Here is a 15,669-nt window from a genome sequence, read left to right on the forward strand (position 1 = left end):
ATAGACACTGCGGAGTGGTAGTTCAGTTGGTTAGAATACCGGCCTGTCACGCCGGGGGTCGCGGGTTCGAGTCCCGTCCACTCCGCCATTATTGAAGAAGCCCTAATCGAAAGATTAGGGCTTTTTTTCGTCTGTAGAAAGTCAATACTAACCCCTCTACTATCGTTTTAAAAAAGCTGTAATAGTGCGTGTAGTAAAGGCTCTTTTTCTCGAGACTGTTTACAGCACAAGCCTAGGCTTAAAGGCTCAATTGATTCATGGCTTAGCCTTTGTACTTTATTGCTCATTGGACTGTTGTTGATGACGACATCTGGTGCAATGCCAATTCCACATCCAAGTGCGACCATGCTAACAATTGCTTCATGCCCTGATATTTGCGCATAGATAGATGGTTGGATTTTTTTTGTTTTAAACCATTTATCTGCACGAGATCGAGCGGGCCCTGATTCCGGTAAGATAAAAGGGAGTGATTGCCAATCAGGATCGCCTGTAAGGTACTTTTGAATTGCAGGTGGTGCTATAAGTGGGCTTATGACTGACATCTGTACTTGATCAAGCTCTATATAAGTTAGCTTCGACGGCATAGTTTCAGGCTTTGCTGCAATGGCAATGTCAACTTCACCAGAGATGACTTTATCTATCGCTTCTGCCGGATCTCCGGTGCGTAATTGAATTTCGATTTGTGGATAGGTAAGACGAAATTCGTTGAGAATACTCGGCAAGTGGCTATAGCTCGCTGTGACAGAGCAAAACATTTTTAACTTACCTTGAAGTGAATGGGTCTCGTCTTTTAATTCAGCTTTTAATTCTATCCAGCTTGTCACAATTGAAGATGCTACAGGTAATAGTTTTCTACCTGCTGATGTTAATTCGACACTTCGGTTATCGCGTACAAATAAAGTTTGGTTAATATCATCTTCTAGTCGCTGAATGATTCGGCTTAGCGCTGAAGGGCTTATATGCATCTTCTGTGCGGTTTTACTAAAGCTTTTTGAATCACACAAATGAAGGAATAACTGTAAGTTTTTTATGTTCATTAGTCTCGTTGCATTTTTTGCAATTACTTATTGTGAATATATCACTTTGCGCAACGAAACACCTGATCTACTATCAGGTTATTCGACAAGAGAGTGTCGACCTAAAGAGCAGAATTCACGGAGAGTTTCACCATGGCTAATTATTTCAATACCTTAAACTTACGTCAGCAGTTAGATCAACTAGGTCGTTGTCGTTTTATGGATCGTAATGAGTTTGCAGCAGAGGCTGACTACCTGAAAGGAAAAAAAGTAGTTATTGTTGGTTGTGGTGCGCAGGGTCTGAATCAGGGCCTAAATATGCGTGATTCTGGTCTTGATGTTTCTTATGCGCTACGTCAAGCAGCGATTGATGAGCAACGTCAGTCGTATAAGAATGCGAAAGAAAATGGCTTTGATGTAGGTAGCTACGAACAGTTAATCCCAATTGCAGACTTAGTGGTTAACCTAACGCCTGATAAGCAGCATTCAAATGTGGTTGAAACGGTAATGCCACTAATGAAAGAAGGGGCTGCCCTTGGTTATTCGCATGGCTTCAACATTGTTGAAGAAGGCATGCAGATTCGTAAAGATATCACTGTTGTAATGGTTGCGCCCAAGTGTCCAGGTACTGAAGTACGTGAAGAATATAAGCGTGGCTTTGGTGTTCCAACACTTATTGCTGTTCACCCAGAGAATGATCCAAAAGGTGATGGTCAAGAAATCGCTAAAGCTTGGGCTGCTGCCACTGGTGGCCACCGTGCCGGCGTATTAGAATCATCATTTGTTGCTGAAGTTAAATCTGACCTTATGGGTGAGCAAACAATTTTGTGCGGCATGCTACAAGCTGGTTCAATCGTTTGTTACGAGAAAATGATCGCTGATGGTATCGATGCAGGTTATGCCGGTAAACTTCTACAGTATGGTTGGGAAACGATTACTGAAGCACTGAAGTTTGGTGGTATTACACATATGATGGATCGCTTATCAAACCCTGCAAAAGTGAAAGCATTCGAGCTTTCTGAAGAACTTAAAGATCTAATGCGTCCACTGTATAACAAACACATGGACGATATCATTACAGGGCACTTCTCTAGCACCATGATGGCTGACTGGGCTAACGATGACGTTAACCTACTGGGCTGGCGTGAAGAGACGGGTGAGACTGCATTCGAAAACTACCCAACAACTGATGTTGAAATCCCAGAGCAAGAGTACTTCGATAACGGTATTTTGATGGTTGCTATGGTTCGTGCTGGAGTTGAGCTTGCGTTTGAAGCAATGACTGCATCTGGCATTGTTGAAGAATCAGCATATTACGAATCACTACACGAGCTACCATTGATTGCGAATACAGTGGCACGTAAGCGCCTGTATGAAATGAACGTAGTAATTTCAGATACTGCGGAATATGGTAACTACCTATTTGCTAACGTAGCAACTCCACTACTTCGTGAGAAGTTTATGGCTGACGTTGATACTGATGTTATTGGCCGTGGCTTGGGTGAAGTGAGCAACCAAGTTAGCAATGAAACACTGATTGTTGTGAATGAGACACTGCGTAGCCATCCTGTTGAGTGGGTTGGTCAAGAGTTACGTGGCTACATGACAGACATGAAGCGTATTGCTGTTGGTGATTAATCTCCAATAAATACACAGAAAAAAAGAAGCCCAGCACATAATCGTGCTGGGCTTTTTATTTGTTCATTATTGACCATCAACCATTCTATAAACCGTGATTATTAATCCTCGCTTTTAGATTTGGTTGTAAGTTTTTCTTCAAGTTCTGCCATTTTCTTTTCTAACTCTGTGAGTTTTTGGCGAGTACGTAATAAAACTTGAGTTTGCACATCAAATTCTTCACGGTTAACCACATCTAACTTACCAAGTTGTGCTTGAATTACTTGGCGAACTTTTTGTTCTATATCAACGCCTAATTCTTTTACTGGCTGAGGCATCGATTCTTGGATCTGCTTAGCAACTTGCTCAAGCTTTTTTGGATCAAACATAGCTTTAGTAGCTCCGTCACGGGTTTAAGTTTGTTGTGCTTATTTTATTCAATCACAGCGCAATTGTCGTCGTTGAATCGTGAAAATAAAAGAGGCCGCACAATGGCGGCCTCTGAATTGATATTTATTTAATTAGCAATCACGAGCTTTCAAAGCATTTCTTGCTTCGTCAGCCCGCTTTAACTTTTCCAAATCCTTATCCTCCATAAAGGTAGGTAAAGGTTTGTGAATACTTGCTAAGTAAGTATAAATCACGGGTAATACGAACAAGGTAAATATTGTACCGATTGCCAGACCTGAAACAATTACGATACCAATACTAAAGCGTTGCGCTGCACCAGCTCCCGAAGCATAAAGCAGCGGGATAAGACCTGCGATCATCGCTGCAGTTGTCATTAGGATTGGACGAAGACGAACCTTCGCAGCTTCCATAACAGCGTCCATGCGATTTTTCTGATGCAGTAACTGCTCTTCTTTGGCGACTTCACAGATAAGAATACCGTGCTTGGTAATCAAACCTATGAGGGTGATTAACCCAACCTGAGAATAGATATTCATTGATGCAGCCCCCCACGAAAGGGCGATCAATGCGCCACAAATCGCAAGTGGTACCGATACCAGAATAACGAGTGGATCACGCAATGATTCAAATTGAATCGCTAGTACTAAGTAGATAATGGCGAGTGCTAGTGCAAACGTCATGTATAAGGCACTACCTTCAGTTACGTACTGACGTGCTTCACCCATAAAGTCATACTGATAGCCTGATGGCAATTTATCTACAGCTTCTGTTTGGAACCAGTTAATCGCATCACCCATTGCCGTTCCTGGTGCTGGTACAGCGCCAATAGTGGCAGAGTTAAGCTGATTGAAGTGAGGTAGTGCACGAGGTTCAGCTACAACATCAATCGTAATTAAGCTACCAAGAGGAATCGCTTTTCCATCCGCTGCGCGGACGTAGTAGCCATTAATTGACTCAGGGTTTAGGCGGTATTTACGTTCAACTTGAGGGATAACCTCATAAGAACGGCCATTCAGGTCAATACGGTTTACATAACCGTCTGCCATCATTGTACTTAACGTCATACCAATATCTTGCATGGTGACGCCGTAAGCACCGGCTTTGTCTTTATCAATACTGATTTTCATAGTTGCAGAGTCATAGTTCAAATCCAGATCCGAATATACGAACATTGGATTGTTTTTAACTGCAGTTAAGATATCAGTAGTTACTTGGAATAAGCTTTCAAACTGGTTTGGTGTTGTGATTACGAACTGAATCGGTAAGCCAGAACCAGCACCTGGTAGTTCAGGCATTTGGAAGGCTGTTACTGCCATTTCAGGAACGTCTTTCACCAAGTCAGTTACGCGCTTAACAACTTCAGCCTGACTCGCTTCTCGTTCACTCCACGGTACCATTGATGCAATACCAAAGGCTTGGTTTGAACTAGGCACACCAGAGAATACCTGCGCATAAGCAACTTCTGGCTGATCACTCAGCATTTTGTTAACTTCTTGCATGGTATTTTCAATGTAATCCAAGTTTGCGTTTGATGGGGCGGTACCCATCATCATCAATACACCTTTATCTTCAGATGGTGCAAGTTCGCTTGGAATAAATTTAAATAAGAACGGTAAGCTCGTCAGTACAATCGCTGCAAATACAATAACCACTGGACGCATTGTCATTACACCGCCAAGCATTTTCTCATAGCGGTTAGTCATGCGGTCCAAGAAGCTATGGACAGTTGATTCGAATTTACTTGGCTTTTCATTTGCTTTTAGCATTTTCGAACACATCATCGGCGATAATGTTAGTGCGATAATACCTGACACAAATACAGCACCAGCCAGTGTTAAAGCAAACTCTTTAAACAATGAACCAGTGATACCACCCATCATTGCAATTGGAGCATATACCGCACCCAAGGTTAGCGTCATGGCAATAACCGGCACTGCGATTTCACGCGTACCAATGATTGCTGCTCGGAATGGTGACTCACCTAGCTTAATGTGACGGTCGACGTTTTCTAGAACAACGATCGCATCATCTACTACCAGTCCGATTGCTAATACCATTGCCAGCAATGTCATTAGGTTCCATGAGAACCCAAACATCTGCATGACTAAGGCAACACCAATCAGTGATAGTGGAATAGTAATAATTGGGATTAAAACAGCACGGAATGAACCCAAGAATAAGGTAATAACCACTAATACGATCAATGCCGCTTCAGCGATAGTTTTGATTACTTCTTGAATTGATTCGTTAATCGCAATGGTTGAATCATACATCACATTCATTTTGATGTTACTTGGCATATTGCGTTCTAATTCAGGCAATAATGTTAGTACATCTGCTGCGATATTGATTGGGTTAGCACTCGGTGCTGCATTTATTGCAGCAACAACCGCTTCTTCACCATTAGCAGAAGCTCGATAAATATCGTGGCTTTTTTCCAATGATACTTTTGCGATATCGCCTAGGCGAATAACTTGACCATCTTTCGTTGAAACAACTAATTTAGCCAGCTCATCAGTGTTTGATACCTGTGTATCGGCAGTACCGTTGTACAGAACGAATTCGCCAACCGCTTGTCCCGTCGCAGACTGATAGTTATTCGCATTTAATACGCTCATTACATCAGTTGCGGTTAGGTTGTAAGCTGCCATTTTAGGTGGATCTAGCCATACACGTAGCGCATATTTTAGACCGCCATATAGGTCGACTTTCGATACACCATTTACAGTAAATAGCTGTGGATTAACCACGCGCTCTAAGTAATCGGTAATCTGGCTTGATACTAACTCATCACTGGTGAAACCGATGTACATAACCGCAGTTGTAGAGCCGGTTGACATGGTAACCGTGGGATCTTCAGACTCTTTCGGTAGCTGAGATCGTACTGAGTTAGTTTTCGCTAGAATATCAGCCAGTGCACCATTTGGATCGGTGTTTAACTTCATCGTAACTGTGATGGTTGAAGACCCTAACACTGAGGATGATGTCATGTAGTCGATATTATCGGCTTGTGCTATCGCTTGCTCTAAAGGCTGAGTAATAAAGCCTTGAATAAGGTTAGCACTTGCACCGTAGTAACTGGTTGTTACCGTTACTACGGTATTGGTCATGTCTGGGTATTCTCGAACCTGCATTTTAAAAATAGCTTGCAGGCCAAGTAAAGCAATCAAAAAGCTGATTGATACCGCCAGAACAGGACGCTTAATAAAAACATCTGTAAAGCGCATTAATCCTCCGGATTATAGCATTGGTATTTCAGCTGGCGCTTCTAGTGCATTGCTTTCAACAACACGCACTTTAGCGTCATTACTTAGACGAACCTGACCTGAAGTCACAATGGTATCGTCAACCTTCACACCTTTTAAAATGTGCACAACGGCGCCGTCACGTTCACCTGTTTCTACAACAGATTGGCGCGCGCGTAAGTCACCGTTTTCATCTTTATTTACTACGTAAACATTATCGCCATATAACGTAAAGGTAATGGCTGTTTGCGGTAAGATGATTTGGTTTTCTAACGTTGGCAGAATGATGCTAGCGCGGGCAAACATCCCTGAACGCAACTGACCATCGTTATTTGGAATATCAGCCTGAATTTGAACTAAACCACTTTGGTAGTTAACGGCAGGCTCAATGGCACTGATTTTCCCTCTGAATGGTGTTTCAGGGTAAGCGTCAACAAATATATCGACTTCTTGACCAAGGTAGATTTCAGAGATATCGGTTTGTGGCACTGTGAAGCGTAGCTTCATTAAGGTCGTATCTTCTAGGCGAACAACGTCAGTTCCTGGCTGAATATATTGACCAAGGAAAATATTACGTAAGCCAACGACACCATCGAAAGGCGCTTTGATGGTACGGCGATCAATCGTCGCTTTTAGGCTTTTTATATCAGCAACCAGCGAAAAATAAGCCGCTTCAGCATCATCATAAGATTCTTTCGAGATAGATCCTTTCTTATAAAGACCTTGATAGCGAATGTACTTTGCTTTTGCAGCAGGAAGACGTGCTTGGCTACTTTGTAAGTTGGCATTTTCAACATCAGAATCAAGTGCTATCAGCTTTTGACCCGCTTTTACAATTGCGCCAGATTCAAAGTCGATATCATCGATAACACCAGATGCCTCTGTTGATATCATTACACCTTGATTGGGTTCGATAAAGCCAATAGCGTCAATAACAGGAACCCAACTTCCTGCTTTGGCGTCTACGACGGTTACTGGAAAATCAGGTTCAGGCATACTTGCCATGTATTCTGCTATTTTTTTCTGCTTAATCAGATTAAAACCTATCACACTACCGAACAGCAGTAGCGCGACAAATAGCATCACTATCCATTTTTTCATTTTAGGGTGTGCTCCGGAATTGCTAATGTTAATGCTTAGTTATGGCGTCCCAACAAGCATCGATGGCTGCGTCTATAGCTTCATCGGTGACCGTTACAAGGCCTTTCATATGTTTACGAGCCAGGCAACTGCTAGGCTCAAGGCTTAAAACACTTAATATTTCATTATCGAGGTCTTTAAATTGACCGCTTGCTTTCCCCTCATCAAAGAGGCGATCAACTTGTGCAAACATCTTTTTTTCTAATAATCGCTGCTCGTGATTATCGCGGCGAGGTAAGTTTTCAAACTGGCCTCTATTGATCAATGGTGCATCACCGCGTGTTGCCATATTCCATATATTTAGCCACATAGTGCGAAACCGTTGTTTCAACGGCATTTCATCAGACACATTAAGTGTCAGTTTGTTCGCAACATAGCCTAAAATATGATCATGAAGTTGGTAGAGTAGATCATCTTTATCTTCAAAATAACGATAAATCGTCCCCGCAGCGACCCCAGCTTCTTTAGCAACCATTTGCATGGAAAGCCCATGAAATCCGTACTCGGCGAGCAGTTTTTCTGTTGCTAGTAAGATACGTTCTTTTTTATTATTCATGGGGTATTCAATGTTAAATAAAATAATGAATGAATGTTCATTCATTATTTTAAATGGCATAAAATTTTGTGCAAGTATTTTCTTATCCCCCTTTAGTTTCGTGAATGCTTCGAGGAGGGCTTAATAGACAAGTTGTAAGAACCCGCTACAATGCGCCTGTTGGTGTTAACACGATAAAAATTTGAAACAGGATAAGCAGATGAAACTGAACTCAAGGCAAACAGAAGCAGTGAAATACATAGCTGGACCATGTCTTGTTCTGGCTGGGGCTGGATCAGGTAAAACTCGTGTAATCACTAATAAAATTGCGTACTTAGTTCAGCATTGTGACTATAAAGCTCGCAACATCGCTGCTTTAACCTTTACCAATAAAGCTGCACGTGAAATGAAAGAGCGTGTTGGGAAAACTTTGGGTAAGAAAGAAGCCAAAGGTTTAATGGTGTCAACATTTCACACTTTGGGCTTAAATATTATTCGTCGTGAATATAAAGCTCTTGGTTTGAAAGCCAATTTTTCTTTGTTTGATGATCAAGACCAAATGGCTTTGTTAAAAGAATTAACAGAAGATGAATTAGACGGCGATAAAGATCTGTTAAAGCTATTACAGTCTGCGATTTCCAACTGGAAAAATGAGATGTTGTCGGCTGCAGAAGCACAAGCTTATGCCCAATCAGAACGTGATCAGTTATTTGCTCATTGTTACGAGCTGTATCAACGACAAATGAAAGCGTATAACGCATTAGATTTTGATGACTTAATTCTATTGCCTGTATTGCTGCTACGTGATGATCAAGAAGTACGTCAACGTTGGCAAAATAAAATTCGTTACCTATTGGTCGACGAATACCAAGATACTAATACCAGCCAATATTTATTTGTGAAGTTGTTAGTCGGCGAGCGCTCGCGTTTTACTGTGGTCGGTGATGACGATCAGTCGGTATATTCCTGGCGTGGTGCTCAGCCAGAAAACTTAGGGTTATTGCAGAAAGATTTTCCTAGTTTACGGGTGATTAAACTTGAACAAAATTACCGCTCAACCAGCCGTATTTTGCGTACTGCCAATATATTGATTGCTAACAATCCTCACCTGTTTGAGAAAGCACTTTTTTCAGAGATACCTGACGGCGAAATGCTGAAAGTGATCACGGCTAAAAATGAAGAGCATGAAGCAGAAAAGGTTGTGGGTGAATTGATTGCGCACCGTTTCTTGAATAATACTGGGTATAAAGATTATTCGATTTTATACCGTGGCAACCATCAGTCGCGCTTGTTCGAGAAATCATTAATGCAAAACCGAATTCCGTATAAAATTTCCGGTGGCACGTCATTTTTCTCTCGTTCTGAAATTAAAGATATCATGGCGTACTTTCGTCTGTTAACCAATCTTGATGATGATAATGCTTTCTTACGTATCGTAAATACGCCACGTCGTGAAATCGGTCCGGTAACGTTAGAAAAGCTGGGTACTTACGCCAATATGCGTGGCAAAAGTTTATTTGCTTCTAGCTTTGAACTTGGATTAGAGCAACATTTAGCGGGGCGTGGGTTAGAAAATTTACAGCGGTTTACACGCTGGATTGTTGAGATGTCTGAGAATATTGAACGAGGTGACTCGGTTGCTGCTCTGCGTGAATTAGTGCGTGATATTCATTATGAAGATTGGTTGTATGAAAGCTCTCCAAGCCCTAAAGCGGCAGAGATGCGAATGAAAAACGTATCTCAGTTGTATAGTTGGGTGACTGCAGATTTAGAGGGCGATAATTATGATAACGAAGTTAAAACATTAAAAGAGATCGTTCAGCGTTTAACACTACGAGATATGATGGAGCGTGGTGAAGAAGATGATGAAGCAGATCAAGTACAGTTAATGACGCTTCATGCTTCAAAAGGTCTGGAGTTTCCCTATGTGTACCTTGTTGGTGCCGAAGAGGGGATTTTGCCTCACCAAACCAGCGTGGATGAAGGTAACGTAGAGGAAGAGCGTCGTTTAGCTTATGTTGGCATTACGCGGGCACAAAAAGAGTTAACTTTTACCTTGTGTAAAGAGCGCCGACAATACGGTGAGTTGATAAAACCGGAGCCAAGCCGTTTCTTGTATGAATTGCCACAAGATGATTTGCACTGGGATGTTGAAAAGCGCCCAGTTACTCAACAAGAGCGAATGCAAAAAGGGCAATCACATATCGCCAACTTACGTGCAGCCATGTTTAAGAAGAATTAAGTTAACAGCAAATATGCATTAAAAAAGGTTAGCCGAGAGGCTAACCTTTTTAGTTTGTGTTACTTATTTTGATTGGCTTAAATGCGCTGTTATAAACCTTCAATCATATGATTAATTGCTGCGACGATCTCATCGTCACTACAATCCATACATGAGCCTTTAGCTGGCATTGCGTTAAAGCCGTTAAGAGCATGATCGGTTAATACATCCATCCCTTTAGCTAAACGTGGGCTCCAATCGCCCGCATCCCCTAGCTTCGGTGCACTTAAAACCCCAGAGCCATGACAGGCAATACAGAATGTGCCATAAACGGCATCTCCTGAACGAGGGCCTGACGTTGCTGCTGTATCTGTAGGGGTATCACCTTCTAAATAAACCGAACCAACAGGTTTAATTCGTTCTGCGATAGCGTCGTCTGACATATCAGCCGCAGCAACTGAACCAGCAAATGTTAATGCTGCTACTGTCGCGACGATTAACTGCCGAAGAGATAATTCCATTGAGCTCACCTTACACTTCCAAATTATTTATGTGCTATTGCCACAGCCGTATATAATGAATTGTTTTTAATCGAACTGTTGAGACTAGGCAGTGATTATTTACAAAATGTTTAAAATGTAAAAACCAAGTTATTATATCCGTTAAATTTAAAGTGATAAACAGAGCGGCTGTATTTGTATGAAGCTAATCAACACTTAATCGTTTAAAATTAAAGCATACAGTAAAAAAAACAAAAAAAAGACTAGACGAATACCCCCCTGATCCGTAATATTCACCTCCGCCGACAGGGCAAGGCGCCTGTAGCTCAGCTGGATAGAGCGTTGGCCTCCGGAGCCAAAGGTCGAAGGTTCGAATCCTTTCAGGCGCACCATCCGGTATAAAAAATTGGTAAAATAGAAACAATGGTGGCTATAGCTCAGTTGGTAGAGTCCCGGATTGTGATTCCGGTTGTCGCGGGTTCAAGCCCCGTTAGCCACCCCATATTTTAGAAGATTGATTGTTAAATCAGTATTCTCAGGCGATAGCCTTTAAAAAGCAAGATTTAGTCGGTGAATAGCGCAGCTTGGTAGCGCATCTGGTTTGGGACCAGAGGGTCGGGGGTTCGAATCCCTCTTCACCGACCACTAACAATGGTGGCTATAGCTCAGTTGGTAGAGTCCCGGATTGTGATTCCGGTTGTCGCGGGTTCAAGCCCCGTTAGCCACCCCATATTTAGGTAGTGTTTTCACTTCCTTGGCTTTAAGCCTAAAACGATTGTCGGTGAATAGCGCAGCTTGGTAGCGCATCTGGTTTGGGACCAGAGGGTCGGGGGTTCGAATCCCTCTTCACCGACCACCATTAGAAAGCCTCGTCGAAAGACGAGGCTTTTTTTTATCTTTTAAATCTTCTTATTACCTCCTCCGATTATTAAAAACCGCAGCTTGTTATCATTATCCTCTAAATTATTCGTGATTTTTCTTTTTTCATTAATTGCTGACCTTTAATTCGTATAGCGATGCCCTTTTCCTTCCTATTACCTTGAATATCGTTTTAACTTATTGATATTTTTGTATTTTATACTTATGTGACTTTATTAATAGTAGAAAAGACTACCTGATAGATACGTTAGTGTTATTCACTATGTTGGTGTTTATCATTTGAACACATATCTCGAGATTATCTTTTGGTGTGGTTTAAATAACTGTTTTACCCTACGTTATTAGTTTATGTTTATATAGTGTTAAATGTCGAGCGAGCTTTTTTGATTTTTTATTCATGATTATTTTATTTTAAGTTATAAAACATAGGGCTTTTTCTAGATGAAAGCTCTTAATTCAGCCTTATGTAGCAGCACCTTGGTGGCGTTTTACAACCTCTGGATAATCGCTTTTCGTGTGGTTTGAATTGAGTATTTATTCGTTCTTTACTCTATTTTTTAGTTTTTCAGCTTGTTTTGTTGCTTTTCTGTGAAATTTTTGACAGATTATTGGACGTACTTATGTCCAGCCATTTGTACTGGAAGTGAATGGATTCAATTTTTCAGACAGGGCAGAAAGCTGCCAAGCAGTTGAGGTCTGGTAATGTCATTATTAGAAGTAAAAAATCTTCGTATAGAATACCCCTCTCGTCATGGGATACATGCCGCTGTTAAATCACTATCGTTCACCATTGAACGTGGTGAGATAGTAGGTGTAGTGGGTGAGTCAGGCGCCGGTAAGTCGACAGTAGGTAATGCTGTTATTGATTTATTGAGCCCACCAGGAAAGGTCGCAAGTGGCGACGTTTATCTGGATGGTGATAAAATCTCAGGTTTATCATCAGAAGAGATGAGAAAGATTCGAGGTTCAAAAATTGGATTTATTTTCCAAGATCCTATGACATCGTTAAATCCACTCTTTACGGTTGAACAACAGATAACAGAAACGATTTTAACGAATTTAAAGGTAACGAAGGCTGAAGCCTATACTCGTGCTATTAGTTTAATGGATCAGGTTGGTATTCCTGAGCCAGAACTTCGTATCAAACAGTATCCGCACCAGTTTTCGGGTGGTATGCGTCAACGTGTGGTGATTGCGATAGCACTATCAGGTGAGCCTGATCTGATTATCGCCGATGAACCAACAACAGCACTTGATGTATCTATTCAAGATCAAATCCTGACTCTTATTCGTAACCTTTGTATCGAGAAAAATGTCGGCTGTATGCTGGTCACTCACGATATGGGCGTTGTATCGAATGTAACCGATCGGGTTGCGGTAATGTACCGTGGTGATTTGGTTGAGATTGGTACGACTGAGCAAGTATTGAGTCGTCCTAACCATCCATATACTCAAAGTTTGATTTCTGCGGTGCCTCGTTCAGACGTAAAACTAAATCGTTTTCCGTTAGTTAGTTATATCGAAGAAGCGCATGAGTTGACACAACTTGATGTAAAAAACCATTGGCTAGGTCAAAGTGAAGATCAGCGCAGTTACACTGGTGCTTTGCTTCAGGTTGAAAACGTGAATTTACGTTTTACGACGAAAGATTCATTTTTTGAAAGTCGCCGTGAGTACGTGCAAGCCTCTAATAATGTTAGCTTTGAAATCTATGAAGGTGAGACATTTGGTTTAGTTGGTGAATCTGGTTCAGGTAAATCAACGATTGCACGTGTTATTGCTGGGCTATACCCGCCTAATTCAGGAAAAGTAACATTTGAAGGCATTGATCTTACGGCACTGAAGAGTGAAAAAGAGCGCCGCCCAATGCGTCGTCAAATGCAGATGGTATTCCAAAATCCGTATTCTTCAATGAACCCACGGATGAAAATATTCGACATTATTGCCGAACCTATTCGTTTCCATAAACTGTCTGATAATGAAGCTCAAACGCGTCAAATTGTGCATGACTTATTGGATCATGTTGGTTTAGGCCGTGCAGCTAGCGTGAAATTTCCCCATGAATTCTCTGGTGGTCAGCGTCAGCGTATTTCTATCGCTCGTGCGCTCGCTACTCGCCCACGTTTATTAATTTGTGATGAGCCAACATCTGCATTAGATGTATCGGTACAGGCACAAATTCTTAACCTGCTGAAAGATCTGCAGGATGAGCTAAACCTCACCATGTTATTTATTAGCCATGATTTACCCGTTATACGACAAATGTGTGACCGTATTGGTGTAATGCAGCAAGGAACACTGTTGGAAGTCTCGCCTACCGAGCAACTGTTTACTGCTCCTCAACATGAGTACAGCAAACACCTGATTTCATTAATGCCTGAGTTTAAGGGCATGAGTCAGGAAGGATTGAAATTAGCTTAACCATCTGTACCGGTTATGGCTATTGCTATTGCCTTGGCTGGGTTCAGTAAAACTAATAAAAACCAAACACAACAGCAAGGGAGTTCGCTCCCCGCATAAAGGAGTTATGCAATGAAAACCATTAAGAGCAAGCTGGCAGTCGCTTTAATCGCCGCAGGCCTAAGTTTTAGCGCAGCAGCAGCAAATATCAAAGTCGCTTACGATGCCGATCCAGTATCGCTTGACCCGCATGAGCAACTTTCTGGTGGTACGCTGCAATTGTCCCACATGGTCTTTGATCCACTGGTTCGTTACACCCAAGAGTTTGAATTTGAATCTCGTCTAGCTGAAAGCTGGAAACGTATTGATGACAACACATTCCAGTTCACATTACGTAAAGGGGTTAAATTCCACTCCGGTAACACCATGACAGCGGATGACGTAGTTTGGACATTTAACCGTCTTAAATCATCGCCTGATTTTAAAGCAATCTTCGAACCGTACTCAGAAATGAAAAAAGTAGATGAGTACACAGTTCAATTGATTTCAAAAGGTCCTTACCCGCTAGTGCTTCAAACAGCAACTTACATCTTCCCAATGGACAGCAAGTTCTACTCGGGCAAAACAGAAGATGGTAAAGATAAAGCTGAGTTAGTGAAGCATGGTAACTCTTTCGCATCAACGCACATTTCTGGTACCGGTCCTTTTGTTGTAACGTCGCGTGAGCAAGGCGTTAAAGTTGAATTTGAACGCTTTAAAGATTACTGGGACACAGCATCGGAAGGTAACGTTGATAAGTTAACGCTAGTGCCGATTAAAGAAAACGCCACACGTGTAGCAGCGCTGCTTTCTGGTGGTGTTGATATGATTCACCCTGTTGCACCAAACGATCATAAGCGCGTAGAGAACGCTGACGGTATCGATCTAGTTACACTACCTGGCACACGTATCATCACGTTCCAGATGAACCAAAATAGCAACGAAGCCCTAAAAGACGTACGAGTTCGTCAAGCGATTGTTAATGCAATCAATAACGAAGGCATCGTGAAGAAAATCATGAAAGGCTTCGCAACGGCAGCTGGTCAGCAAGGTCCTGAAGGTTATGCGGGTTACGACGACGAACTAGTTCCACGTTACGACCTGAAAAAAGCGAAAGAGCTTATGAAGGAAGCTGGTTACGAGAACGGCTTTACGCTAACCATGATGGCACCTAACAACCGTTATGTTAACGATGCAAAAGTGGCGCAGGCCGCAGCTGCAATGTTATCTAAAATCGGTATCAAGGTGGATCTAAAAACATTGCCAAAAGCGCAATACTGGCCTGAGTTCGATCTGTGTTCAGCAGACATGATGATGATTGGCTGGCACTCAGATACAGAAGATTCAGCGAACCTAAGTGAATTCCTGACAATGACTCGAAATGAAGATACGGGTCGTGGTCAGTATAACTGTGGTCATTACTCAAATGCTGAAGTCGATAAGTTAGTAGAAGGCTCAAACGTAGAAACGGATCCTAAAAAGCGTGCACAAATGCTTCAAACAGTAGAAGCCACTTTGTATAACGATGCGGCATACGTACCTCTACATTGGCAGAGTGAAGCATGGGGTGTGAAATCAAATGTTCATGCTGCAAAGATTGTTAACTCAATGGTAATGCCTTACTTCGGTGACCTTGTGGTTGACGAGAAGTAAGTAACAGCTTGTA

The 15,669-nt window shown here is 41.9% G+C and carries 10 protein-coding genes and 6 tRNA genes; 10 read left to right on the top strand and 6 right to left on the bottom strand.

All coding sequences use genetic code 11. From position 1 onward, the window contains the following. Positions 1-11 precede the first annotated feature (11 nt). Positions 12-88: transfer RNA gene (locus C9J48_RS15495), tRNA-Asp, on the top strand. 79 nt (positions 89-167) lie between these two features. Here the strand turns inward: C9J48_RS15495 and ilvY are convergent. Then, positions 168-1,037 carry an HTH-type transcriptional activator IlvY gene (gene ilvY, locus C9J48_RS15500; protein ID WP_006233323.1) on the bottom strand — a complete coding sequence of 290 codons (870 nt, stop codon included), beginning with the start codon at positions 1,035-1,037 and terminating at the stop codon, positions 168-170. 132 nt (positions 1,038-1,169) lie between these two features. Here ilvY and ilvC point away from each other — a divergent pair, with 132 nt between their 5' ends. Continuing rightward, positions 1,170-2,654 (top strand): ketol-acid reductoisomerase, encoded by a 1,485-nt coding sequence (gene ilvC, locus C9J48_RS15505; protein ID WP_006233322.1) that lies wholly within the window; start codon positions 1,170-1,172, stop codon positions 2,652-2,654. A gap of 101 nt (positions 2,655-2,755) precedes the next feature. Here ilvC and ubiK read toward each other — a convergent pair whose 3' ends face one another. From ubiK to C9J48_RS15525, 4 genes are all read right to left on the bottom strand, one after another. Next, entirely contained in the window at positions 2,756-3,022 is a 267-nt protein-coding gene (gene ubiK, locus C9J48_RS15510; RefSeq protein WP_006233321.1) for a ubiquinone biosynthesis accessory factor UbiK, read from the bottom strand. Between the two features lie 132 nt (positions 3,023-3,154). Further along, on the bottom strand, positions 3,155-6,271 hold the full coding sequence (locus C9J48_RS15515) for a multidrug efflux RND transporter permease subunit (protein ID WP_006233320.1): 3,117 nt from the start codon (positions 6,269-6,271) through the stop codon (positions 3,155-3,157). A 12-nt stretch (positions 6,272-6,283) separates the two neighbouring features. Then, positions 6,284-7,390 (bottom strand): efflux RND transporter periplasmic adaptor subunit, encoded by a 1,107-nt coding sequence (locus tag C9J48_RS15520; protein ID WP_006233319.1) that lies wholly within the window; start codon positions 7,388-7,390, stop codon positions 6,284-6,286. A 28-nt stretch (positions 7,391-7,418) separates the two neighbouring features. Next, positions 7,419-8,030 (bottom strand): TetR/AcrR family transcriptional regulator, encoded by a 612-nt coding sequence (locus C9J48_RS15525; protein ID WP_006233318.1) that lies wholly within the window; start codon positions 8,028-8,030, stop codon positions 7,419-7,421. Positions 8,031-8,184: 154 nt separating this feature from the next. On the opposite strand from C9J48_RS15525, the gene rep reads away from it, so the two are divergent. Next, on the top strand, positions 8,185-10,206 hold the full coding sequence (rep, locus tag C9J48_RS15530) for a DNA helicase Rep (RefSeq protein ID WP_006233317.1): 2,022 nt from the start codon (positions 8,185-8,187) through the stop codon (positions 10,204-10,206). A gap of 89 nt (positions 10,207-10,295) precedes the next feature. Here the strand turns inward: rep and C9J48_RS15535 are convergent, their stop codons facing one another. After that, positions 10,296-10,706: a c-type cytochrome gene (locus C9J48_RS15535; protein WP_006233316.1), complete on the bottom strand. Its 411-nt coding sequence runs from the start codon at positions 10,704-10,706 to the stop codon at positions 10,296-10,298. A 294-nt stretch (positions 10,707-11,000) separates the two neighbouring features. On the opposite strand from C9J48_RS15535, the gene C9J48_RS15540 reads away from it, so the two are divergent. The 7 genes from C9J48_RS15540 to C9J48_RS15570 all read left to right on the top strand — a co-directional run bounded on the left by C9J48_RS15540 (position 11,001) and on the right by C9J48_RS15570 (position 15,656). Then, positions 11,001-11,077 (top strand) — tRNA-Arg (locus C9J48_RS15540). A 34-nt stretch (positions 11,078-11,111) separates the two neighbouring features. Next, positions 11,112-11,187: transfer RNA gene (locus C9J48_RS15545), tRNA-His, on the top strand. A 66-nt stretch (positions 11,188-11,253) separates the two neighbouring features. Beyond that, positions 11,254-11,330: transfer RNA gene (locus C9J48_RS15550), tRNA-Pro, on the top strand. A 9-nt stretch (positions 11,331-11,339) separates the two neighbouring features. Continuing rightward, a tRNA-His gene (locus C9J48_RS15555) sits at positions 11,340-11,415 on the top strand. Between the two features lie 49 nt (positions 11,416-11,464). Then, positions 11,465-11,541 (top strand) — tRNA-Pro (locus C9J48_RS15560). A 725-nt stretch (positions 11,542-12,266) separates the two neighbouring features. Continuing rightward, positions 12,267-13,985, top strand: a complete 1,719-nt coding sequence (locus C9J48_RS15565; protein ID WP_006233209.1) for a dipeptide ABC transporter ATP-binding protein — start codon at positions 12,267-12,269, stop codon at positions 13,983-13,985. A gap of 111 nt (positions 13,986-14,096) precedes the next feature. Continuing rightward, positions 14,097-15,656 carry an ABC transporter substrate-binding protein gene (locus C9J48_RS15570; protein WP_006233210.1) on the top strand — a complete coding sequence of 520 codons (1,560 nt, stop codon included), beginning with the start codon at positions 14,097-14,099 and terminating at the stop codon, positions 15,654-15,656. The last annotated feature ends 13 nt before the right edge of the window (positions 15,657-15,669 follow it).

Origin of the sequence: Photobacterium profundum, from assembly GCF_003026285.1 — a bacterium.
GTDB classification, from domain to species: domain Bacteria; phylum Pseudomonadota; class Gammaproteobacteria; order Enterobacterales; family Vibrionaceae; genus Photobacterium; species Photobacterium profundum.